This window comes from Pseudoalteromonas rubra, from assembly GCF_005887115.1.
Taxonomy (GTDB): Bacteria; Pseudomonadota; Gammaproteobacteria; order Enterobacterales; family Alteromonadaceae; genus Pseudoalteromonas; species Pseudoalteromonas rubra_F.
Genome location: NZ_PNCJ01000018.1, coordinates 1 through 22079, shown reverse-complemented (window position 1 = coordinate 22079; position 22079 = coordinate 1). Strand labels below are relative to the sequence as shown.

The following is a 22079-nucleotide window of genomic DNA, read 5'->3' as shown; positions in this document are numbered from 1 at the left end:
AAAAGACGCACATCATCAGCTATAACTTTAGTGCTTTTAGCGCAAGTTTACCATTGCACGGGCATGAAAAAAGCCCGCAATGCGGGCTTGAGAACACATATGATTTAAGAGCGCAGAGTCAGCCTGTTCTGTAACTGCTCAGGCGACTGAGCAATGAGCGACATGCGGCTGAAATAAGTATTCCGGATTGCGCAGTGTGCATACCTTAACGGCCCGCACACACCGAAATACTGAAAATAAATTTATACGCTATAGTACATTTCGAACTCAACTGGGTGAGTTGTCATGTTCAGCTTTTCAACTTCCTGAGACTTCAATGCGATGTATGCATCGATCAGGTCATCAGTGAATACACCGCCCTGAGTCAGGAATTCGCGATCTGCGTCCAGAGAGTCCAGCGCTTCTTGCAGTGAAGAGGCAACAGTCGGGATCTCTGCCGCTTCTTCCGCTGGCAGGTCATATAGGTCTTTATCCATTGCATCGCCAGGGTGGATCTTGTTTTTGATTCCGTCAAGGCCAGCCATCAGCATGGCAGAGAACGCCAGATACGGGTTCGCAGTAGGATCCGGGAAGCGTACCTCAATACGACGTGCTTTTTCAGACGGTACAACCGGGATACGGATAGACGCTGAACGGTTGCGTGCTGAATAAGCCAGCATAACAGGTGCTTCGAAGCCAGGTACCAGGCGCTTGTACGAGTTGGTAGAGGCGTTAGCAAATGCATTGATGGCTTTGGCGTGCTTGATGATACCACCGATATAGTAAAGGGCTTCTTCAGACAGACCGCCGTACTTGTCGCCAGCAAAGATGTTTTTGCCATCTTTACCCAGTGACTGGTGACAGTGCATACCAGAGCCATTGTCGCCAACCACAGGCTTAGGCATAAAGGTCGCTGTTTTACCATATAGGTGCGCCATATTGTGGATAACGTATTTCATTTCCTGAATTTCGTCAGCCTTGATCACCATCGTATTAAAGCGTGTTGCGATCTCGTTCTGACCGGCTGTTGCTACTTCGTGGTGGTGTGCTTCTACAACCTGACCCATTTCTTCCAGAACCAGACAGGTCGCACTACGCCAGTCACCTGATGAATCAACCGGTGCAACCGGGAAGTAACCGCCTTTTACGCCTGGACGGTGGCCCATGTTGCCTTCTTCGTAGCTTTTATCTGAGTTCCAGCTTGCTTCCTGAGCATCAATTTTGTACATAGAACCAGACATGTCTGTTTTGAATTTTACGTCGTCAAACAAGAAGAACTCAGGCTCAGGACCGAACAATACGGTGTCAGCAATACCGGTAGAGCGCATGTAGTCTTCTGCACGCTTGGCAACAGAACGTGGGTCACGCTCGTAACCTTGCATGGTTGACGGCTCAAGGACGTCACAACGTACGATGAGTGTGGTTTCTTCTGAGAAAGGGTCTAGCTTTGCGGTGGATGCATCTGGCATCAGTACCATGTCTGATTCATTGATGCCTTTCCAGCCTGCGATAGACGAGCCGTCGAACATTTTGCCATCTTCAAAGAAGTCTTCATCGGCTTGATGGTGAGGAATAGAAACGTGTTGCTCTTTACCTTTGGTATCCGTGAAACGTAAATCAACGAATTTAACGTCGTGTTCTTTAATAAGGTCTAAAACCGATTGTGACATGTGTCCTCCGACTCGTAGGGTTATATTTTGTTGCAGTGCTCTGCATTTGCGCACTACTAAGCGTTATTCGTGCCAGTTTTGTAATCCATTGTTAATAAATGAATTATTTTTATTCATAATGTATTCAATCTTATTTTGCACCATCGTGGTGCGTATCAATATTGGGTTTTGCACCACACTGGTGCTCTGCGCAATGGTTTCAATGTAGCACATGGCTGTGACTGTGGAGCGACAAAACAGCAGACTTTGCGCATTTCATGGCCCGGGCTGTAAAAAAAAGCTGGATAAACTTTCATCTGTCACATTATTAGGGGATAATACGCGACCTTTAATTGTGGATCGGCATCTTAGGTGCGCATTTTTGCGCGATTCGACTAGGATCACTGAGGGCCAACTTCTCTGAGTAAAAATATGAGCATTGAAAAGTTAAGAAATATCGCGATCATCGCGCACGTTGACCATGGTAAAACTACCCTAGTCGATAAGCTGCTGGAACAATCTGGCACATTAGAGACACGCGGTGGCAACGAAGAGCGTGTCATGGACTCGAATGATATTGAAAAAGAGCGTGGCATCACCATTCTGGCGAAAAACACTGCCATCGAGTGGAATGATTACCACATCAATATCGTAGACACCCCGGGACACGCCGACTTTGGTGGTGAGGTAGAGCGTGTACTTTCAATGGTTGACTCAGTATTGCTACTGGTTGATGCCCAGGAAGGTCCGATGCCGCAAACGCGTTTCGTAACGCAAAAAGCATTCGCGCTGGGTCTGAAGCCTATCGTTGTTATCAACAAGATTGACAAGCCAGGCGCACGTCCTGACTGGGTTATGGATCAGGTATTTGACCTGTTCGATAACTTAGGTGCCACTGACGAACAGCTGGACTTCCAGGTTATCTATGCATCAGCGATTAACGGTTGGGCGACCTTGGACCTGGACGAGCCTTCTGACAACATGCAGCCTATGTTTGAAGCCATTGTTGAGCAAGTAGAGCAGCCAGACGCAGATCCAGCTGGCGACTTCCAGATGCAGATCTCTCAGCTGGACTACAACTCTTACATCGGCGTAATCGGTGTAGGCCGTATCAAGCGTGGTACAGTGAAAGTTAACCAGCAAGTCACTATTGTTGGTGCCGATGGCTCAACACGTAACGGTAAAGTAGGTCAGGTACTGACTTATCTGGGCCTTGACCGTCATGAAGCACAAGAAGCACAGGCTGGCGACATCATCGCTATCACAGGTCTGGGTGAGCTGAAAATCTCTGACACTGTGTGTGATGTCAATGCAGTTGAAGCCCTGCCGGCGCTGTCTGTTGATGAGCCTACAGTAACCATGACGTTCTCTGTAAACACGTCTCCGTTCTCAGGTCAGGAAGGTAAATTCGTTACTTCACGTAACATCCTTGAGCGTCTTCAGGCTGAACTGGTACACAACGTGGCACTGCGCGTTGAAGAAACCGATAACCCGGACAGCTTCCGCGTATCTGGCCGTGGTGAACTGCACTTGGGCATCCTGATTGAAAACATGCGTCGTGAAGGCTACGAGCTGGCGGTATCTCGTCCAGAGGTAATCCTGCGCGAAGTAGACGGTCAGCTGGAAGAACCGTATGAAACGGTGACTGTTGACGTACAGGAAGAGCACCAGGGTGCTATCATGGAGCAACTGGGCCTGCGTAAAGCAGAAATGACTGACATGGCACCAGATGGTAAAGGCCGTATTCGTATGGACTTCATCATGCCTTCTCGTGGTCTGATCGGCTTCCAGACTGACTTCATGACACTGACTTCAGGCTCTGGTCTGATGTACCACACGTTCGATCACTACGGCCCACACAAAGGCGGTAACATTGGTCAACGTAAGAACGGTGTACTGATCGCAAACGCAGCGGGTAAAGCGCTAACCAACGCCCTGTTCAACCTGCAGGACCGTGGTAAGCTGTTCATCGGTCACGGTGTTGAAGTATACGAAGGTATGATCATCGGTATTCACGCACGTGATAACGATCTGACTGTTAACGCCCTGAAAGGTAAGCAGCTGACCAACGTACGTGCATCGGGTACTGACGAAGCACAAAACCTGGTTCCGCCTATTATCATGACACTTGAGCAGGCACTTGAGTTCATCGATGATGACGAGCTGGTGGAAGTAACACCAGAAAGCATCCGTATTCGTAAGAAGCTACTGACTGAAAGTGAGCGTAAGCGCGCGAGCCGTCAGGCCAAGTAATTATTTACTTGTCGAATACAAAAAACGCCGCATTTGCGGCGTTTTTTATTGCTATAGCGAATGTGTTAACACCGTCCATGCGGGTCAATTCATGGTTGCCAGTATTGAATGCTCAGAACAAACCATTTCAAAGCCAATGCGTGTCAATTCATGGTTGCCAGCAATGAGTACTCAGAACAAACCATAGGCCTCGGTTTCTTCCGGTTCATATTGCTTTAAGTGATCGGGGCGAAAGATGGCGCTGGGGTCCAGCACCAGACTGTGTTGCTCTCCCTGCTTAATTAGCCCTTTCATCATCTTGCGGGTCTGCGGGTCGATTTCAAACCCCATACTGGTCATTTCATGCAGAGACTTGATGTCTGACTCATCGCAGTGAATGTTGTCCTCGACCTGATCAACTAACAGGCCAATGTGTGGCCGCTGACCATCCTGAGTGGTGAAGACAATAATGGGCTTGTGGTCCAGAATGATTTGATCCCGGGCCGATTCAAACAGACGGATGAGCTTCATAAAAGTGGTCGACTTTTCTTTCTCCAGCAATCTCAGGGCTTCCTCTTTATCACCCTTGGCATTGATGGTGAGCAGCTTATCGGCGAGCGCATGGAGCTTGTTGTGGGGTTCCTCAAAGCGCGCCAATAGCGTGCGTAAATCTTCATTATCGGTTTTAAAGCTATAGTACCATTTGCCAAATGCAGACTGCTTGGGGTCTTTGGCCTGGGTAAAAGGCTGGTCGTTGTAGATGCAGCGTTCCAGCTCAGCAACCCAGGCTTTTTGATCTTGCTCTCGTTCTTGCAACATAGTGACCAGAGACTTGTTAATGTCGTAGGACGACTGGTTATTTAATATCAAGCCCAGATCAAAGATGGGTGTTGGTGTGCCCATGTAATCCTTCACGCCCATAAAGCTGGGGTTATCATTGGGCAAAGAGGTGAGGTTGCCTTCGTAGCGCTCCGTAAGCAGGATATCCAGTATTTTTAGTGAAATGGTTTTTTTCCCTACCCGAAAATTGATTAAATCCATGTCTGCCTCTGTACGTTTACCTGATGCTCTAAGCATAGACATTATTGAAAGTAAGATCGATACACACGGGGTTTATTCTCTTTCTCAGTGAGACCAAAAATATGCCTGATTGCTTTGTCCTCTGTCAGCACCTGTTGCAAGGCACCAGGCAGACACCCTCGGGTTATCGGGCGCGGGCAATGCTTAAGTGCTGCTGTAAAAATGGCAGCATTGAGAAAGCCCTCAAACACCTGCGGACTGGGCTGCAGTCCTTGTCTGTGCGCCAGTGTTCGGAACAAATCGCATAATTCAGCCTGACAAGCCTGAAGGGCAGGCACGACTTCACTGATCATCAGGGTAGGTTTGCTGGTGAGCTGGGCAAACAGGGCTCTGGACGAGGTAAAGGAGACTCCGCTGAAGGTTCCCTGAAAGCCCCGATGCATCGCCTTGTCTATGAATATCGACAGCGGTTGATAAGTGCCAATCATGGCGACAGCGGTCGCCTCGCTGCGCATGATAACTTGGAGTGCTTTTTTAATATCGGCACTGTTGCGCCGAAACCGGGCGATTACGGTCGGTTGCATGCCCCGAACTGCCAGAGCCCGGCGAAAGCTTTTTTCCAGTGTCAGGCCAAACTCGTCAGCCTGGATCAACAGTGCAATGTGTTTGTGCCCCTGTTCGTCAACCAGATAAGTGACTTGTTCACTGGCTTCATCCATATAGCTGGCACGCCAATTAAAGATTGGAAAAGGGGTGTCGTGGCGCAAAAAGTCCGCCCCCGTAAAGGGCATCAGAAAAGGCAGTTGATGGTGCGTCAGAATAGCCTGGATGGCATGAGCGGTGGGCGTGCCCATATTGCCAAACAGCGCCATAACCTGATGCTGTTCAATTAAATAGCGGGTGTTGACCACAGTGCGGCTGGGTTCATAGCCGTCGTCCAGTACCATCAATGAGATAGTTGGGTGGGTTTTATTCGCACGGCCATTCGCATAATTAAAGTAAAGATCTGCGCCTTGCCTGAGTTGTTGGCCAATATCTTTGGCGGGCCCGCTCAATGCGACCGACATGCCAAGCCTGAGCTCCTCATCGGCGATAAGCTCAGGGCTGCCCAGCAGGGCGATGCAACAGCTCAGGGTTGAGATTAATTTCAGCATGTACTTCCGTCACAAGTGACCGCATGGCGGTCTGTCGTTGTTTTTTTGTAGCCAAATTCAAAGTATCTTCTAATACTTTTGGCGGGTGACGCTGTAATAATAGCCGAATCACTAAGGCTTGGGAACTGGCTGATAATCGGTCCAGCAGATCGGGTCGACACTTGAGCAGCTCAGTGATCAGGGCTGCGATCTGTTGTTCACCTGGCGTACTGCTCGAAAAGTAGCTTAACTGGGTTAACAAGAGGGTATCGGGCGTATAGTGCGGGAGTGTTTTATACAGCTCTGTCACCAAGGTGCAGGGAAAATCACGATATAACTCGCTGAGCTGATTGAGTAGCAGGTGTTTGAACCATAGCTGAAGTGGTTCGAGTTGGATATGTTTATTAAGAGGTTTAATCACCAGCAGTGCAAATTCACCGCTGGCTTTATCTTGCTTAAATCCCAATTTAACGGGCCGGTACTGATGATGTTGCCAAAACCTGAGTAGCTGTGCATTACAGCCAAAGCTGCTGCCAAAGTAATCAACCTGGTTAGTGAGTTGCTGCTCTGCAAAGCGCAGTAACTGGCTGCCAATAAGCTGTCCCTGTTGCTGCGGCGATACGGCAATGCGCACCACCCGGGCACCACGACGTTGTGCTAACTCTGGATTACCAGTGAGCTGAGCGAGTTGTTGCGCCATTAAATGCCCGGCCGGGCGACGTGTTGCGGCGGCAATTTTGTGGCTGAGTTCAATATCAAACTCGCCTTCCAGCTTGAGCAGACACACTGCCACTACACAACCTTGCTGACGGGCAAGGTATAAGCGATTGTGCGGACTGTCGAGCAACTGGCGTAGATCGTTCACCGAGGTTTGATAGTGTGCTAACACCAGTAGGGCAAAAACCTGAGACAGGGTGTCTTCATCCACTGCCAGTTGTGTACCTGAACATGACTCGAATGTGCAGGGGGCCGACGGTGACGGGGGGTGTTGATAGTCACAATCCAGAGCAAACAGCTGGCGTAACCGGGCTTCTAGCGGATCCCCTTCGCTGTAGCGGATTGGTTGACTGAGTGACAAGGTCAGACGCTGCGGATGGGTGTGCTCAAGCTGTCTGGCAAAGCGCAGCGTGTAACCCCGGCCATTGCCCTCATAGCCAATCAGGGTGCTGGAAAACACCACGTTAGGGTAAGCGCCCAACAATGACATCAGCATGGGCACGGGAATAGCCGCGGCCTCATCAACCAGCAACACATCACAGCTCGGGCGTTGTGCAAGAAGTTGATCAGGCGGCATAAAGCGCAGGTTTGCAAGCTGGTTGAGCTTATCGCTGACCGGCTCATCCAGTGCCGCGCCGAGATGAACAAAGCTGTTGTGTACCGCGCGGCGCTGCTGTGCGCACAGAATAAAGGTCAGATCGGGCAGGCTGGCCGCCAGTTTGCCCAGTAACGAGGATTTGCCCCGACCACGATCAGCGCTGAGTAACACGGGTCCGGGCGCAGGCTGCGTTAAGTGGGCTGTCAGCTGAGTAAGCGCGTTGTGTTGTTCACTGGTGTCTAGCGTCGCTCGCGGCGCGTCATAGTGCTGTGGTAGTAAGTCGCCCTGTGATTGACTGATCTGCCATACTGAGTTGCTGGTTAGCAGGCGCTGCCAGCGCTGCAGATAAGGACTGAACTGTGCCGTTTCGTTATAAGATAGCCAGCGCGCCAATGCCGGATCGCACCAGCTATGCCACTGAGATAATTCCGGGGCGAGCAAAATCAACAGGCCACCAGCTTGCACTGTGCCTGCGGCGGCAGCCAGTTTATTCGGTAACACTCCGCTGTAGAGGTCGTAAACGACGCAGGAATATTCCTGGCCCAGCACCTGATGCAGGTGTTCAGGCCAACAGGCGCCAGGCAGTTGTGTATGTTGACTCAGCACTAACGCTGAATCAGCCAGAGTAGGGAACAAACGCTGTACTTCGTTGTAAGTCCAGTCCTGTTCGCCGCTTATCAGCAAAAGCTGACGATGCCGAGCCTGCGCAAGTTGTGTGAGCAGGCGCGCAAGCTTAAAGTGATTGCAGTCTGGCATAGGCAGTGACCAGCCATTTGCTGCCGACATCGTCAAAATTTACCTGTATACGTGACTGTGCGCCGCTGCCTTCGTAATTGAGTACCGTGCCGGCGCCAAATTTGGCATGTAATACGCGCTGGCCCAGGCTGAAGCCGCTGTCTTCAAACACGGCATGGCTCACCGAGCTGCTGAAACGACCACTGGGTGCCGGGCGTGACACTTGCGTCTTGATGCGAATTTCTTCCAGGCAGTCTTCGGGGATCTCGCGTAAAAAGCGCGATGGGCTGTGGTATTTTTCCTGACCATAGAGGCGACGGCTTTCCGCATGACTGATATAGAGCTTTTCCATTGCCCGGGTCATGCCCACGTAACACAGGCGGCGCTCCTCTTCGAGGCGACCGGATTCTTCATGGCTTTGTTGTGACGGGAACATGCCTTCTTCCACGCCCACCATAAAGACCAATGGAAACTCCAGACCCTTGGCCGAGTGCAGCGTCATCATCTGTACGGCATCTTCATGTTCATCGGCCTGACCTTCACCAGACTCCAGCGAGGTATACGCCAAAAAACCTTGCAGTGGCGAGGTAAACTCTTCTTCTACCGGTAGTTCAAACTGACCACAGGCGTTGATCAATTCCTCAAGGTTTTCTACCCGGGCGCGGCCTTTTTCACCTTTTTCGGCCTGATACATGGCCAGCAGACCGGATTGCTCTATGGTGGTCTTGGCTTGTTCGGCCAGTTCGAGTTCCATCAGTTTGTCGTCGAGCTGCTCAACCAGTTCAATAAAACGGCGAATGGCGGTGGCGGCACGGCCAGCCAGGTGCCCTTGCTCCAGCACGGCTTTGGCGGCATACCACAGCGGCAGCGACTCTGCCCGGGCGCAATCACGAATATGGCTCAGGGTTTTGTCGCCAATGCCACGGGCCGGGGTGTTGATCACCCGTTCAAACGCGGCATCATCATTGCGGTTGCTGATCAGGCGCAGATAAGACAGGGCATCTTTGATCTCCTGGCGTTCGAAGAAGCGCATACCGCCGTAAATGCGATACTTCAGGCCTTCCTGTAACAAAGCCTCTTCCAGTACCCGAGACTGGGCATTGCTGCGATAAAGCACGGCACAGTCGCTCAGTGCGTTGCCGCCCTGTAGCCAGGACTTGACTTTACCGACCATAAACCGCGCTTCATCCAGTTCGTTGAACGCGGCATACACGGAAATTGGCTCACCCTGATTGCCGTCGGTCCAGAGGCTCTTACCCATACGCTCTGCGTTGTTCTGGATCAGTGCATTAGACGCTTTCAGTATGGTGCCGGTAGAGCGATAGTTCTGCTCCAGGCGAATGGTTTGCGCGTCAAAGTCGGTCAAAAAGCGTTTGATGTTTTCAATACGCGCGCCCCGCCAGCCATAAATACTCTGGTCGTCATCGCCTACGATCATGATATTGCTGTCGCTACCTGCCAGCAGTTTTAGCCATAAATACTGAATGCTGTTGGTATCCTGGAATTCGTCAACCAGCATATGGCGGAAGCGTTGCTGGTAGTGGCGCAGCAAAGTGGGGTGTTGCTGCAGTACTTCATAGCAGCGCAGCAAGATCTCGGCAAAGTCGACTAATCCGGCGCGGTCACAGGCGTCCTGATAGGCGGTATACACCTGCAACATCAGTTGTTCGTTGACGTCATGGGCGGTAATGTCTTTGGGGCGCTGACCTTCGTCTTTACGCGCACTGATGTACCAACTGAGCTGCTTGGGTGGCCACTTTTTATCATCGATGTTCATCGATTTCAGCAGGCGTTTAATCATTCTCAGCTGATCGTCGGAATCTAAAATCTGAAACGACTCGGGCAGTTTGGCCTCGCGATGATGGGCGCGCAAAATACGATGGGCCAGTCCATGGAAAGTGCCGATCCACATGCCACCTACCGGACTTTGCAAGGTTTCTTCGACCCGGGTACGCATCTCTTTGGCGGCTTTGTTGGTAAAGGTCACGGCAAAAATACTGTACGCCGAGGCATGCTCAACCTGCATCAGCCAGGCGATGCGATGCACCAGCACCCGGGTTTTGCCCGAGCCTGCGCCTGCCAATACCAGCATATTTTGCAGCGGTGCAGCCACTGCTTCACGTTGTTTGTCGTTTAAGCCGTCAAGTAATTCTGATACGTCCATCTTTGCGCCCATCGTCTATATTCAGCGCAAAGTATACCTAGGGCAGGGCACAAAGCCCAGTTTGGTGCGGGTGTTTTGCACACCTTTAAAACTAACAAATTGATAAATATGAGGTTTTAAATCCTCTTTACCTGTTTTTATATACAGTTACTGATTCAGCACGTCTTTTAGTCGACGCTGCATTTCCTCAACCAGACGGTCCGGCTGGAACTTTGACAGGAAAACATCACACCCTACTTTTTCAACCATAGCTTTGTTGAAGCTGCCACTGAGCGAGGTATTGAGCACGATATAGAGATTCTTCAGACGACTGTCGTTGCGGATCTCATAGGTTAATCGATAGCCATCCATGACCGGCATCTCCGCGTCGGTGATCACCGCCATCAGCTCCTGTTCGACATTGATGCCTTCGTCGGCCCAGTGTTGCAATAGCTTTAAGGCTTCATGACCATCGGTGGCGGGCAGTACTTCAATGCCCAGCTGGGCCAGCGTATCTGAAACCTGACGACGAGCGGTGGGAGAGTCATCAACATGCAATATTTTGCGTCCCTGAAACTCATTGATGATGTTTTTATCCAAAATGTTTTCTGGGATCACCACGTCGTACGCGATGATTTCGGCCAGTACTTTTTCGACGTCAATGATTTCAACCAGCAGTTCCTGATCGCCGCGTTTGAGCTTGGTCAGTGCGGTCAAATAGTGGTTGCGGCCAACTGAGCGTGGTGGCGGCATAATATCAGACCAGGTGGTGTTGACGATTTGGTCAACTTTCCCAACTAGAAAAGCCTGAATGGTGCGATTATATTCCGTGATCACCAGGTTACTGTCGCTGTCGTATTCACAGTGCGGCATGCATATCGCCTGGCGTAAGTCGATCACTGGGATAGACTCTCCCCGTATGGTGGTTACACCGGCTACCTTAGGATGTGCATTTGGCATCTTATTCAGGTGGGGCAGTTTAACGACTTCTTTGACCTTAAATACATTGAGTGCAAACAAGTGTCGGCTGTGCAGATGGAACAACAGTAATTCGAGGCGGTTTTCTCCCACCAATTGTGTGCGTTGATCAACGGATGCTAATACTCCGGCCATAAAGCGATCCTAAGATATGTACCTTCTCTCAGTATATACTTATTAGTAAATAAATTAACACTCTCTGTGCACACTATTTAGGCCTTGGCTGGGTGAGTTGGATTAAGAGCGGTGGCTGGAGATGGCCGAGGACCTGTCTCAGTTGCATAATCCTGATTATTCAGTATGGTAAATCAGAGACTTGGAACATAGGAAGGACAATGCCTTTGTTATTTAAGCGCTTGCTGTTGGTATTGCAGGCGCATATTGATCAGGCCAGCTGGCCCTTGATTGGTCTGGCGACACTGTTGCATATGGGGGTAACCTGGGCGCTATTATGGTTCGCTCAGGAGCATGCCTTACTGCCCGTCAGCACTTATATCTATTATTACGTGGTGACCACATCGACCGTCGGTTATGGCGACTTTAGTGCCACAACCGATATGGGACGCTGGGTTGTGGCCATATTTCAAATCCCGCTGGGTCTGGCGCTGTTTGGTATTTTGCTGGGGAAGGTTGGGCAACTAATTACAATTTGGGTAAAACGAGCAATGAAGGGCGATAAAGACTATTCACATCTGAGCGATCACATCATTATCTTCGGCTGGCATGCAACACGCACCGAGCGCATGATCGAATATATCCTGGCCGACAACAAACGCATAGCCAGGCGCATCGTGCTGGCGGTGAGTGATGAGATGGAGCACCCGCTGTTGCGCTTCACCGAGGTCGACTTTGTTCGCCTGGTAAGTTTTACCGATGATCAGCAACTGAGTCGCACCGGGTTGGCTCATGCAGACAAAATCATTGTGGATGGTCAGGATGACGATCAGACCTTTACTACGGCGTTAAAACTGAGCCCACTGGTAAAAACGTCTGCGCACATCAGTGCCCATTTTAATGATGAAACTAAAGCGCAACTATTGCGTCAGCACTGTCGTAATGTCGAGTGCTCGACGGCCATGTCTGCCGAGATTCTGGTGCGTTCGATGCAAGACCCAGGGTCCAGTCGCATTCAGGAAGAGCTGCTATCGACCCTGCATGGTGATACTCAGTTTAGTTTGCAGTTGCCGAGGTCATTAGGCGCTCTGACCTTTGGTCAGCTATTTTTGTATTTTAAAGAGCATCACAATGCGACTTTGTTGGGGGTGGCGCACGACCTCAGCGGTCGTGATATGGACTTAAACCCACCTTTGGACTACGCACTGGAAGGGGGAGATGTACTACATTACATAGCTCCGCAGCGGGTGCTCCATAGTGAGGTGAACTGGGAGCGGGTATGACCGACGAACTGATGTTACTGATGGGGGCGCTCTGCCTGTATTTACTGCCCATAGGGCTGGTTGCTGGCAGTAAGCGCACCCGTGGCCATGAAAAAAATGGCTGGCTGATAGGTACTTTGCTGTTTTCCTGGCTGGCGTTGATCTTGTACTTCTCTATGATCCCCAAGGGGGGAAAACAGAAAAAACATCGCTGAAGTTTATTGCGCTCTGGCCTGGGGGTGTTACACAGCGCCGCCAAGCCGGCAGATATGTGTCCACTCCGCTTCGGTGACTGGCATAATAGAAAGTCGGCCGGCTTTTTTCAGTGCCAGCTCGGTGATCGCTGTGTCGGCTTTGATTGCTTTCAGCGTCACCGGATGTGCCAGATGTTGCGCATAGCGCAGTGTCACACCTACCCAGCGGGGGTTGTCCTGGCTGGACTTGGCGTCATAATAATCGCTGCTCAGGTCAAACTGATGGGGATCGACCTCAGCGCCCTTGGTCACTGTGGCGATACCCACAACGGCCGGCACTTTGCAGCTTGAATGATAGATAAAGACCTGATCGCCTACCTGCACATCGTCACGCAGAAAGTTACGTGCCTGATAATTGCGGATCCCTTCCCAGAACGTACTCTGCTCAGGTGCCTGATGTAGATCGTCAATGGAAAATGCGTCGGGTTCGGTTTTAAATAACCAGTATGCCATGTCAATTACCTTGTCTGAGGAAGCGGGCAACCAGTTTACCTCACTCTTGCCTGACCCGCTATGTACTCAGTATGCCGTTCAGGGTTAACCACCTGATTTAACTTGCGATGGCTCTCTTTACTTGCACAATAGTGTATAATTATGAGATCCACTACGCAGTGAAAGAGGTGCGCAATGAGTCAGGCATTAACAGGGTTGCTGGAGCTACTTCAGCTGGAAGAAATTGAACAGGGGATCTATCGCGGTCAGAGCCAGGATCTGGGCTTTCCGCAAGTGTTTGGCGGCCAGGTAATGGGTCAGGCGTTATCGGCAGCTAAATATACGTTGCCAGAGGGGCGTTATGTCCACTCATTGCACTCGTACTTTTTACGCCCGGGAGATGCCAGCAAACCCATAGTGTATGATGTGGAGAATATTCGTGATGGACGCAGCTTCAGCACGCGCAGGGTCAGCGCCATTCAGTACGGCAAGCCTATCTTCTATATGACAGCCTCCTTCCAGGGAGATGAACCGGGCCTATCACACCAGTCTGAAATGCCTGAGGTTCCCGGACCCGAGGCGCTGCGGTCATCGCTGGAGTTTTATCAGGACAAAGCCGATCTGATCCCTGAGCCGCTGGTTGCCAAGTTTACGCAACAGATGCCCATTGAAATGCGCCCGGTGGAATTTCATAACCCATTTCAGCCTGAGGTGATGGAGCCTGTACGTCATGTCTGGTTTAAAGCCAGTGGCGAGATGCCCGATGATCGCCGTATCCATAACTATTTGCTGGCGTATGCCTCGGATTTTGAATTTTTGCCGACGGCATTGCAGCCCCATGGCGTATCCTTTATGCAGAAGAATATGCAAGTTGCAACCATAGATCATGCCATGTGGTTCCATCGTCCTTTCCGCATGGACGAGTGGCTGCTCTATAGTGTTGACAGCCCCAGTGCCAGTAATGGTCGCGGTCTGGTCAGGGGCCAGTTCTTTAATCGTCAGGGGGAGTTGGTGGCGTCGACTATTCAGGAAGGGGTGATGCGCCAGCGCGAAGCGCGCTGACGCCGACTTGTTGGTAGTTCGTCTTTTATAATGTGTCGCGGATGGACTGCCAGATCCTGGCTGGCAGCAGATCATTGAGGTGATCAGACAGCGTTGTGAGTGCGGGCATTGCTGCGATTTTTTGCTGATCAGAAATGTCGATAAAGCCTTGTGCCTGCAGCACACTAATTAGGTTACTCTGCACTTTCTTGTCAAAAAACTCTGGGCTCTTAATGCCATGTAAAGTCCCCAGTCTTTTAGCCAGCACTTCACTTTCACTTTCCAGTGTGGCACGCGCAATCCCCTGATCTCGCAGCAGCAAGCTGACACTGATGGCATAGCGCTCCAGTGTCAGATGGATCACTTTGCCGAGCATTTCCAGCTGTGCCAGTGCCTTGTTGTCTTTCACTGTGGTGGCCAGGTGGCCATCAAAGTCTATGAGACCCTGTTGAGCGAAGTAGTTCAGCACGTCTGTTATATAGTCTTCACGCAGGTCATGCATAAACCACTCTTTGGCAAAGAGCGGGTAAAGTGTGCTGAGACGCTCCTGGCACTCAGTGACTGTGACGCTGTAGCGATTAAACAACATTTGAGCAATCACGCTGGGTACGGCAAACAGGTGCAGTATGTTGTTGCGGTAATAATTGAACAGGGTGCGCTCTTTCTCCTTAATGGTGATGATCTCACCCAGCTCATCCTCCAGCACATCGAATTTGTCCAGTTTCAGCGCATGCTTTAGCAGCGCCTCGGCGTCTTCGTCCGGTGCGGTCACATTGGCGCTGTAAGGTGCCTGACTTTGCAGGGTGAGGTAGAAGCGTAACTGGGCTAACAGCTTCTGTTTGCTCAGTGCAAACTGTTCATTACACAACAGTATTATGGCCAGCAGGTTGATGGAGTTTAGTGCCGCACTGGCATTAATGTTGGTCATGATTTGGTCTGCAACTAATGCCACCTGGCCGTTTAACCATTGCGGCTTAACGCCTTCATCCTGGCCTATGGTATCTCGCCAGTCAGCCTGATGTTCGTTCAGGTATTGACTCAAGTGGATAGGCTCGCCAAAGTTCAGATAGCCGCGGCCATAGTTTTTGAGGTTTTTAATGGCTTTAAATACCCCAGCGACTGATTCATTTTTTTTACTGTTACCCGCCAGTTCCTTCAGATAGGTATTGATCTCCATGACATGCTCATAGCCAATATAAACAGGCACAATGGAGATGGGGCGGTCGATACCACGCAGCATTGACTGCATGGTCATGGCCAGCATGCCGGTTTTGGGTGGCAACAATCGACCTGTACGACTGCGGCCACCTTCGGTGTAGAACTTGACGGAATAGCCTTTGATAAACAGCTGGGTCAGATATTCCTTGAAGATGGCGGAGTAGAGCTTGTTACCAGCGAAGGAGCGACGAATAAAAAACGCACCACAACGGCGGAAAATACCGCCGGCCGGGAAAAAGTTGAGATTGACCCCCGCAGCAATGTGCGGCGGCACCAGGCCCTGATGATAAATCACATAGGTCAGCAGCAGATAGTCCATGTGGCTGCGATGACAAGGGACATAAATGATCTCATGACCTTTGTCGGCCAGCTCATGTACGCGTTCTGCATTTTTTACTTCAATGCCGTTGTAGAGTTTATTCCACAGCCAGGTCAGTACGCGATCTCCGACACGGACCATGGCTTCTGAATAGTTGGCGGCGACTTCTTCGAGCAGCTCCAGTGCTTTTAGCCGCGCTTCGTCATGGCTCAGCCCTTTTGATTTGGCTTCGTCGGCAATGGCCCTTTTTATGCTCGGCGCAGCCAACAGAGAATTGAACAAGGCTTCGCGAGAAGGCAGCTTGGGTCCTGTTGCGGCCAGCTTCTGGCGGTGAAAGTGCACCCGGGCCACCCGCAGTAGTTTATGAGGCAACTCGTCGACATCTGCTTTGTCTGTCATAAGTTGATCCAACGCGATGGGCGCGGAAAAGCGCACTAAATTGTCGCGGCCGGAAAACAGCACCACCATGGCCTTACGTAACCAGCTGGGTGTCAGTGAATGGCTAAACAGGGTACCTAAGCCAGGCTTTTCTTTACCGGGATTACGACCCCATAACACTGTGACTGGGATCACTTGTGCTTTGATGTCAGGATGCGCACGCAGGGCGGAGAAAATGGCCTTACCCTGATCAATCGCCGGACTTGGGCCTGGCGTTTTACTCAGTAGCGGAGTTGGGTTCTTGATACCGATAAAACGCGGCAGCGTTTTACTGCCCAGCACTTGATCCTGCATCGGGCTTGGCAGTCCCAGCTTTTTACACATCGCATTGAGTGCGGCCAGATCGGCCCGAGAGTTTAGTCGGGCAACATAAAAAGTGGGCAAGTTTGGATCCAGGTCGAACTGCGACACGGGGTCCGTCGGCAACAGTTTGCTCCTGACCAGCAAGCAGTTGGTCCATTGGGCCACTCGGTTGAGCCCCTGAGAAAGTAAGCGCATAGCGGTACCAGGTTTGTATTTTTGCTGTATAGAATAACAGGCTTTAACTGGACTGACCATTTGTGTCAGTACAATGACAAAGCTGTTGTATGTATTCCCTTGCGTTAAAGTATAGACGCCTTGTGCCACTTAACGTGAAGACGCGGCGCAGGACAAATAATTTTGCAATAATTGTTGCATTTATCACCAGTGTCATTATAATGCTCAAACTTTCTGTGATTCGTCACAAGAAAGTCATACAAAGGTCTGGATTTCAGGCACGTAAACAGGAACTCCGATTTGGAGTTCAATGGTAGAAATAGAAGAACAACCGACCTCTTATAAATTGAGATGGTCTCGGTGGTTTTTTTATGCTCTTTTTAAATGCTCTTTTAATTGAGGTTTAAGAATGTCAAATCAACGCATTCGTATTCGCCTAAAAGCTTTTGACCACCGTTTGATTGACCAATCAACGGCGGAAATCGTGGAAACTGCGAAACGCACTGGCGCTCAGGTACGTGGTCCAATCCCACTTCCTACTCGCTTTGAACGTTTCACTGTATTGATCTCTCCGCACGTAAACAAAGACGCGCGTGATCAGTATGAAATCCGCACCCACAAACGTCTGATCGACATCGTAGAACCAACTGACAAGACTGTAGACGCTCTAATGCGCCTAGACCTTGCTGCTGGTGTTGATGTTCAAATCAGCCTGGGTTAATCGAAAGATTAGAGAGGTTTTAGGAAAATGGCATTAGGTCTAGTCGGTCGTAAAGTGGGTATGACACGCATCTTCACTGAAGATGGTGTATCTATCCCTGTGACAGTTATCGAAGCGACTCCTAACCGTGTTACTCAGATCAAATCTGACGCAACAGACGGTTACAACGCGCTTCAAGTTACTGCAGGCGAGAAAAAAGCAAGCCGTGTAAACAAACCAGAAGCGGGTCACTTCGCTAAAGCTGGTGTTGAAGCGGGTCGCGGCCTGTGGGAATTCCGTCTTAACGGCGGTGAAGGTGAGTTTGAAGTAGGTGCTGAGCTTACTGTTGAGCTATTCAACGAAGTAAACAAAGTAGACGTTACTGGTACTTCAAAAGGTAAAGGTTTCCAAGGTGGTGTTAAGCGCTGGAATTTCAGCACGCAAGATGCTACTCACGGTAACTCTCTATCTCACCGTGCTCCTGGTTCAATCGGTCAAAACCAATCACCTGGTAAGGTGTTTAAAGGTAAGAAAATGGCTGGTCAAATGGGTAATGTGCAAACAACTACTCAGAACCTAGAGCTAGTACGTGTTGACGCTGAGCGTAATCTGCTTTTAGTTAAAGGTGCAGTACCTGGCGCTATCGGCGGCGACGTTATCGTTAAACCAGCTGTTAAAGCTTAAGTCCTGGAGATTTAGTGATGGAATTAGCAATTAAAGGCGCTGGTGCGCTTGAAGTTTCCGAAGCTACTTTTGGACGTGAGTTTAACGAAGCATTAGTACACCAAGTAGTTGTTGCTTTCGCAGCAGGTGCTCGTCAGGGTACTAAAGCTCAGAAGACACGTTCTGAAGTTGCTGGTGGTGGTAAAAAACCATTCCGCCAAAAAGGTACTGGCCGTGCACGTGCTGGTACAATCCGCAGCCCAATCTGGCGCAGCGGTGGTGTGAGCTTTGCAGCTAAGCCGCAAGATCACAGCCAAAAAGTTAACCGTAAGATGTATCGCGGTGCGATCAAGAGCATTCTTTCTGAGCTTGTTCGTCAAGATCGTCTAGTAGTTGTTGAAGAATTTGGTCTAGAAGCACCAAAGACTAAAGAACTAGTAGCTAAGCTGAAAGAGCTTGAGCTTAAAGACGTATTAATCGTGACTGAAGAAGTAGATGAGAATCTATTCCTTTCTGCACGTAACCTGTACAAGGTTGACACGCGTGATGTAGCTGGCATCGACCCAGTAAGCCTAATCGCTTTCGATAAGGTACTGATTACTGCTGCTGCTGTTAAGCAACTTGAGGAGGCGCTAGCATGATCCGTGAAGAACGTCTTTTAAAAGTAATCCTTGCTCCACACATCTCTGAGAAAAGCACCATCTCTGCTGAAGAGAACAACACGATTGTTTTCAAAGTAGTTAAAGATGCAAACAAAGCAGAAATCAAAGCTGCTGTTGAGAAGCTTTTCGAAGTAGAAGTAACTGGTGTTCGCACGCTAAATGTTAAGGGTAAAACTAAGCGTACAGGCATGCGTTTCGGCCGTCGTTCAGACTGGAAGAAAGCCTACGTTACTCTTAAAGAAGGCAGCGAGCTAGACTTTGTCGGCGGCGCCGAGTAATAAGGGGAGTTAGAATTATGGCACTTCAAAAGTGTAAACCAACTTCTGCGGGTCGTCGTCACGTCGTTAAAGTGGTTAACCCTGATCTGCACAAGGGTAAGCCTTACGCTCCGCTATTAGAGAAAAACTCTAAATCAGGTGGTCGTAACAACAACGGTCGTATCACGGTTCGTCACATCGGTGGTGGTCACAAGCAACACTACCGTTTAATCGACTTTAAACGCACCAAAGATGGCATCCCAGCTAAAGTTGAGCGTCTAGAGTACGATCCTAACCGTAGCGCAAACATCGCTCTTGTACTATATGCAGACGGTGAGCGTCGTTACATCATTGCACCTAAAGGTGTTCAAGCAGGTGATGCAATCCAGTCTGGTGTTGATGCACCAATCAAAGCTGGTAACGCAATGCCTATGCGTAACATCCCAGTAGGTACAACGGTACACAATGTTGAGCTTAAGCCTGGTAAAGGTGCTCAGATTGCCCGTTCTGCTGGTGCATATGTACAGATCCTAGCGCGTGAAGGCCAGTACGTGACTCTACGTCTACGTTCAGGCGAAATGCGTAAAGTTGAAGCGGATTGTCGCGCAACTATCGGTGAAGTAGGTAACGCTGAACACATGCTACGTTCACTAGGTAAAGCTGGTGCAACTCGCTGGCGTGGTGTTCGTCCTACAGTTCGTGGTGTTGCCATGAACCCGGTAGACCACCCACACGGTGGTGGTGAAGGTCGTACATCTGGTGGTCGTCACCCTGTGTCTCCATGGGGTAAGCCGACTAAAGGTGCTAAGACACGTAAGAACAAGCGTACTGATAAATTTATCGTACGTCGTCGTACTAAGTAATAGTTGAGGAATTGCCATGCCACGTTCTCTCAAGAAGGGTCCATTCATTGACCTACACTTGCTGAAGAAGGTAGAGAAGGCGTTGGAAAGCGGTGACAAGAAGCCTATCAAGACTTGGAGCCGTCGTTCAATGATCATCCCTAACATGATCGGATTGACCATCGCTGTCCATAATGGTCGTCAGCACGTACCTGTATTCGTTACAGACGAAATGATCGGTCACAAACTAGGTGAATTTGCACCTACACGTACTTACCGCGGCCACGCTGCGGATAAGAAAGCTAAAAAGCGTTAATCGGAGGGTATGATGGAAGCATTAGCTAAACACAAATTCGCCTCTGGTTCGGCGCAAAAAGCACGTCTAGTTGCAGATCAGATCCGCGGACTTCCGGTTGATCGCGCGCTAGAAATCCTAGCGTACAGCCCAAAGAAAGCGGCTGTATTAGTTAAGAAAGTACTTGAGTCTGCTATCGCTAACGCGGAGCACAACGAAGGTGCTGACATTGATGAGCTTAAAGTGGCTAAAGTATTTGTAGACGAAGGTCCTACAATGAAACGTATTATGCCACGTGCTAAAGGACGCGCAGACCGCATCCTTAAGCGTTCAAGCCACATCACTGTTGTGGTTTCAGATAGCTAGGAGATATAAGTAATGGGACAAAAAGTTCATCCTACTGGTATTCGCCTAGGTATCTCTAAACCTTGGGTTTCTACCTGGTACGCGAATTCAAAAGATTTCTCTGAGCAGCTTTTTGGTGATCACAAAGTGCGTCAATACCTTACTAAGGAATTGAAAAACGCTTCTGTGTCTAAAATCGTTATTGAGCGTCCAGCTAAATCTATCCGTGTAACAATTCACACAGCTCGTCCTGGTGTTGTTATCGGTAAAAAAGGTGAAGACGTTGAAAAGCTTCGCCATGCTGTAACTAAGCTTGCTGGTGTACCTGCGCAAATCAACATCGCAGAAGTACGTAAGCCAGAGCTTGATGCACAACTAGTTGCTGACGGTATCTCTTCACAGCTAGAGCGTCGTGTAATGTTCCGTCGTGCTATGAAGCGCGCGGTACAGAACGCAATGCGTCTGGGTGCAAAGGGTATCAAAGTTGAAGTTAGCGGCCGTCTAGGCGGTGCTGAAATCGCACGTTCTGAGTGGTACCGTGAAGGTCGTGTACCTCTACACACTCTACGTGCTGACATCGACTACGCAACTTCTGAAGCTTTGACCACTTACGGTATCATCGGTGTTAAAGTTTGGATCTTCAAAGGCGAAGTTATCGGTGGTCTTCCACTGAAACAAGAAGCTGAGAAGCCAGCCAAGCGCGCTCCGAAGAAAGCTAAAAAAAGTGCTAAGTAAGAGGTAGCGACTAATGTTACAGCCAAAACGTACAAAATTCCGTAAAGTGCACAAAGGCCGCAACCGTGGTCTTGCAAATAGCGGTAATAAAGTTAGCTTCGGTTCTTTCGGCTTGAAAGCGACTGGCCGTGGCCGTATGACTGCTCGTCAAATCGAAGCAGCTCGTCGTGCTATGACACGTCACATCAAGCGTCAAGGTAAAATCTGGATCCGTGTGTTCCCTGATAAGCCAATTACAGAAAAGCCGCTTGAAGTTCGTATGGGTAAAGGTAAAGGTTCTGTTGAATACTGGGTTGCTGAAATTCAGCCTGGTAAAGTACTTTACGAGATGGAAGGTGTTTCAGAAGAGCTTGCTCGCGAAGCATTCAACCTAGCTGCTCGTAAATTACCTTTCAAAACCACTTTTGTAACTCGGACGGTAATGTAAATGAAAGCTAGCGAACTTAAAGACAAAAGCGTAGAAGAGCTAAATGCTGAACTTCTAGAGCTTCTGCGTGAGCAGTTCAACCTGCGCATGCAAGCGAGCACTGGTCAGCTGGCTCAGACTCACGAGCTGAAAAAAGTACGTCGCAATATTGCGCGTGTTAAAACGGTTATCAACCAGAAGGCAGGTGCATAATGAGCGATAAGATCCGTACTCTTCAAGGTCGTGTAGTTAGCGACAAAATGGACAAGTCAATCGTTGTTGCTATCGAGCGTCAGGTTAAGCACCCGATCTACGGTAAATTCATCAAGCGTACAACTAAGTTGCACGCACACGATGAGAGCAACACTGCGCAAGCAGGTGATACTGTGACTATCCGTGAATGTGCGCCGATCTCTAAGAAAAAATCTTGGACTT

General features: G+C 49.7%; 23 protein-coding genes. 15 read left to right on the top strand and 8 right to left on the bottom strand.

From position 1 onward, the window contains the following. Window positions 1-242: 242 nt before the first annotated feature. Window positions 243-1649: a glutamate--ammonia ligase gene (glnA, locus tag CWB98_RS14150; RefSeq protein WP_054017001.1), complete on the bottom strand. Its 1407-nt coding sequence runs from the start codon at window positions 1647-1649 to the stop codon at window positions 243-245. A gap of 411 nt (window positions 1650-2060) precedes the next feature. Between glnA and typA the strand changes: the two genes are divergently transcribed. Further along, window positions 2061-3881, top strand: a complete 1821-nt coding sequence (gene typA / locus CWB98_RS14145; RefSeq protein WP_138545449.1) for a translational GTPase TypA — start codon at window positions 2061-2063, stop codon at window positions 3879-3881. A gap of 171 nt (window positions 3882-4052) precedes the next feature. On the opposite strand, the gene CWB98_RS14140 is transcribed toward typA, so the two are convergent. The 5 genes from CWB98_RS14140 to CWB98_RS14120 all read right to left on the bottom strand — a co-directional run bounded on the left by CWB98_RS14140 (window position 4053) and on the right by CWB98_RS14120 (window position 11319). Then, window positions 4053-4901 carry a chemotaxis protein CheW gene (locus CWB98_RS14140; protein WP_138545448.1) on the bottom strand — a complete coding sequence of 283 codons (849 nt, stop codon included), beginning with the start codon at window positions 4899-4901 and terminating at the stop codon, window positions 4053-4055. A gap of 41 nt (window positions 4902-4942) precedes the next feature. Then, entirely contained in the window at window positions 4943-6034 is a 1092-nt protein-coding gene (locus tag CWB98_RS14135) for an ABC transporter substrate-binding protein (RefSeq protein WP_138545447.1), read from the bottom strand. Continuing rightward, on the bottom strand, window positions 5979-8114 hold the full coding sequence (locus CWB98_RS14130) for a GNAT family N-acetyltransferase (RefSeq protein WP_138545446.1): 2136 nt from the start codon (window positions 8112-8114) through the stop codon (window positions 5979-5981). Before CWB98_RS14130 ends, CWB98_RS14135 begins: the two co-directional genes overlap by 56 nt. Continuing rightward, window positions 8062-10227, bottom strand: coding sequence for a DNA helicase II (gene uvrD, locus CWB98_RS14125; protein WP_138545445.1), 2166 nt, complete (start codon window positions 10225-10227; stop codon window positions 8062-8064). The genes CWB98_RS14130 and uvrD overlap by 53 nt, the downstream gene beginning before the upstream one ends. A gap of 147 nt (window positions 10228-10374) precedes the next feature. Continuing rightward, on the bottom strand, window positions 10375-11319 hold the full coding sequence (locus tag CWB98_RS14120; protein ID WP_054016996.1) for a chemotaxis protein CheV: 945 nt from the start codon (window positions 11317-11319) through the stop codon (window positions 10375-10377). Between the two features lie 200 nt (window positions 11320-11519). On the opposite strand from CWB98_RS14120, the gene CWB98_RS14115 reads away from it, so the two are divergent. Both CWB98_RS14115 and CWB98_RS14110 read left to right on the top strand, forming a co-directional pair. Beyond that, window positions 11520-12581 (top strand): potassium channel family protein, encoded by a 1062-nt coding sequence (locus CWB98_RS14115; protein WP_138545444.1) that lies wholly within the window; start codon window positions 11520-11522, stop codon window positions 12579-12581. Next, window positions 12578-12775 (top strand): hypothetical protein, encoded by a 198-nt coding sequence (locus tag CWB98_RS14110; protein WP_046004895.1) that lies wholly within the window; start codon window positions 12578-12580, stop codon window positions 12773-12775. Before CWB98_RS14115 ends, CWB98_RS14110 begins: the two co-directional genes overlap by 4 nt. Window positions 12776-12802: 27 nt before the next feature. Here the strand turns inward: CWB98_RS14110 and CWB98_RS14105 are convergent, their stop codons facing one another. Continuing rightward, window positions 12803-13267 (bottom strand): EVE domain-containing protein, encoded by a 465-nt coding sequence (locus tag CWB98_RS14105; protein WP_138545443.1) that lies wholly within the window; start codon window positions 13265-13267, stop codon window positions 12803-12805. 174 nt (window positions 13268-13441) lie between these two features. Here CWB98_RS14105 and tesB point away from each other — a divergent pair, with 174 nt between their 5' ends. Next, window positions 13442-14308: an acyl-CoA thioesterase II gene (gene tesB / locus CWB98_RS14100; RefSeq protein ID WP_138545442.1), complete on the top strand. Its 867-nt coding sequence runs from the start codon at window positions 13442-13444 to the stop codon at window positions 14306-14308. 25 nt (window positions 14309-14333) lie between these two features. Here tesB and plsB read toward each other — a convergent pair whose 3' ends face one another. Further along, window positions 14334-16760, bottom strand: coding sequence for a glycerol-3-phosphate 1-O-acyltransferase PlsB (gene plsB / locus CWB98_RS14095; RefSeq protein WP_138545441.1), 2427 nt, complete (start codon window positions 16758-16760; stop codon window positions 14334-14336). A gap of 388 nt (window positions 16761-17148) precedes the next feature. Here plsB and rpsJ point away from each other — a divergent pair, with 388 nt between their 5' ends. The 11 genes from rpsJ to rpsQ all read left to right on the top strand — a co-directional run. Continuing rightward, window positions 17149-17460 carry a 30S ribosomal protein S10 gene (gene rpsJ, locus CWB98_RS14090; protein ID WP_005495349.1) on the top strand — a complete coding sequence of 104 codons (312 nt, stop codon included), beginning with the start codon at window positions 17149-17151 and terminating at the stop codon, window positions 17458-17460. A 27-nt stretch (window positions 17461-17487) separates the two neighbouring features. After that, the gene (rplC, locus tag CWB98_RS14085; protein ID WP_049863778.1) at window positions 17488-18123 is read left to right on the top strand and encodes a 50S ribosomal protein L3; all 636 of its coding nucleotides are present in this window, start codon (window positions 17488-17490) and stop codon (window positions 18121-18123) included. Window positions 18124-18140: 17 nt separating this feature from the next. Next, entirely contained in the window at window positions 18141-18743 is a 603-nt protein-coding gene (gene rplD, locus CWB98_RS14080) for a 50S ribosomal protein L4 (protein ID WP_010386164.1), read from the top strand. Continuing rightward, complete coding sequence (gene rplW, locus CWB98_RS14075) at window positions 18740-19042, top strand: 50S ribosomal protein L23 (protein WP_049863779.1); 303 nt, start codon at window positions 18740-18742, stop codon at window positions 19040-19042. Before rplD ends, rplW begins: the two co-directional genes overlap by 4 nt. A 17-nt stretch (window positions 19043-19059) precedes the next feature. Then, on the top strand, window positions 19060-19884 hold the full coding sequence (gene rplB / locus CWB98_RS14070; RefSeq protein WP_054016992.1) for a 50S ribosomal protein L2: 825 nt from the start codon (window positions 19060-19062) through the stop codon (window positions 19882-19884). Window positions 19885-19900: 16 nt separating this feature from the next. Then, entirely contained in the window at window positions 19901-20179 is a 279-nt protein-coding gene (gene rpsS, locus CWB98_RS14065; protein ID WP_010367084.1) for a 30S ribosomal protein S19, read from the top strand. Window positions 20180-20191: 12 nt separating this feature from the next. Next, the gene (gene rplV / locus CWB98_RS14060; protein ID WP_010386167.1) at window positions 20192-20524 is read left to right on the top strand and encodes a 50S ribosomal protein L22; all 333 of its coding nucleotides are present in this window, start codon (window positions 20192-20194) and stop codon (window positions 20522-20524) included. Between the two features lie 12 nt (window positions 20525-20536). After that, window positions 20537-21238, top strand: coding sequence for a 30S ribosomal protein S3 (gene rpsC, locus CWB98_RS14055; protein ID WP_010386168.1), 702 nt, complete (start codon window positions 20537-20539; stop codon window positions 21236-21238). A 13-nt stretch (window positions 21239-21251) separates the two neighbouring features. Further along, on the top strand, window positions 21252-21665 hold the full coding sequence (gene rplP / locus CWB98_RS14050) for a 50S ribosomal protein L16 (protein WP_070986409.1): 414 nt from the start codon (window positions 21252-21254) through the stop codon (window positions 21663-21665). Beyond that, on the top strand, window positions 21666-21857 hold the full coding sequence (gene rpmC, locus CWB98_RS14045) for a 50S ribosomal protein L29 (protein ID WP_010376372.1): 192 nt from the start codon (window positions 21666-21668) through the stop codon (window positions 21855-21857). After that, a partial coding sequence (gene rpsQ, locus CWB98_RS14040; RefSeq protein WP_138545440.1) for a 30S ribosomal protein S17 occupies window positions 21857-22079 on the top strand: 223 nt, incomplete at its 3' end. The genes rpmC and rpsQ, both read left to right, overlap by 1 nt.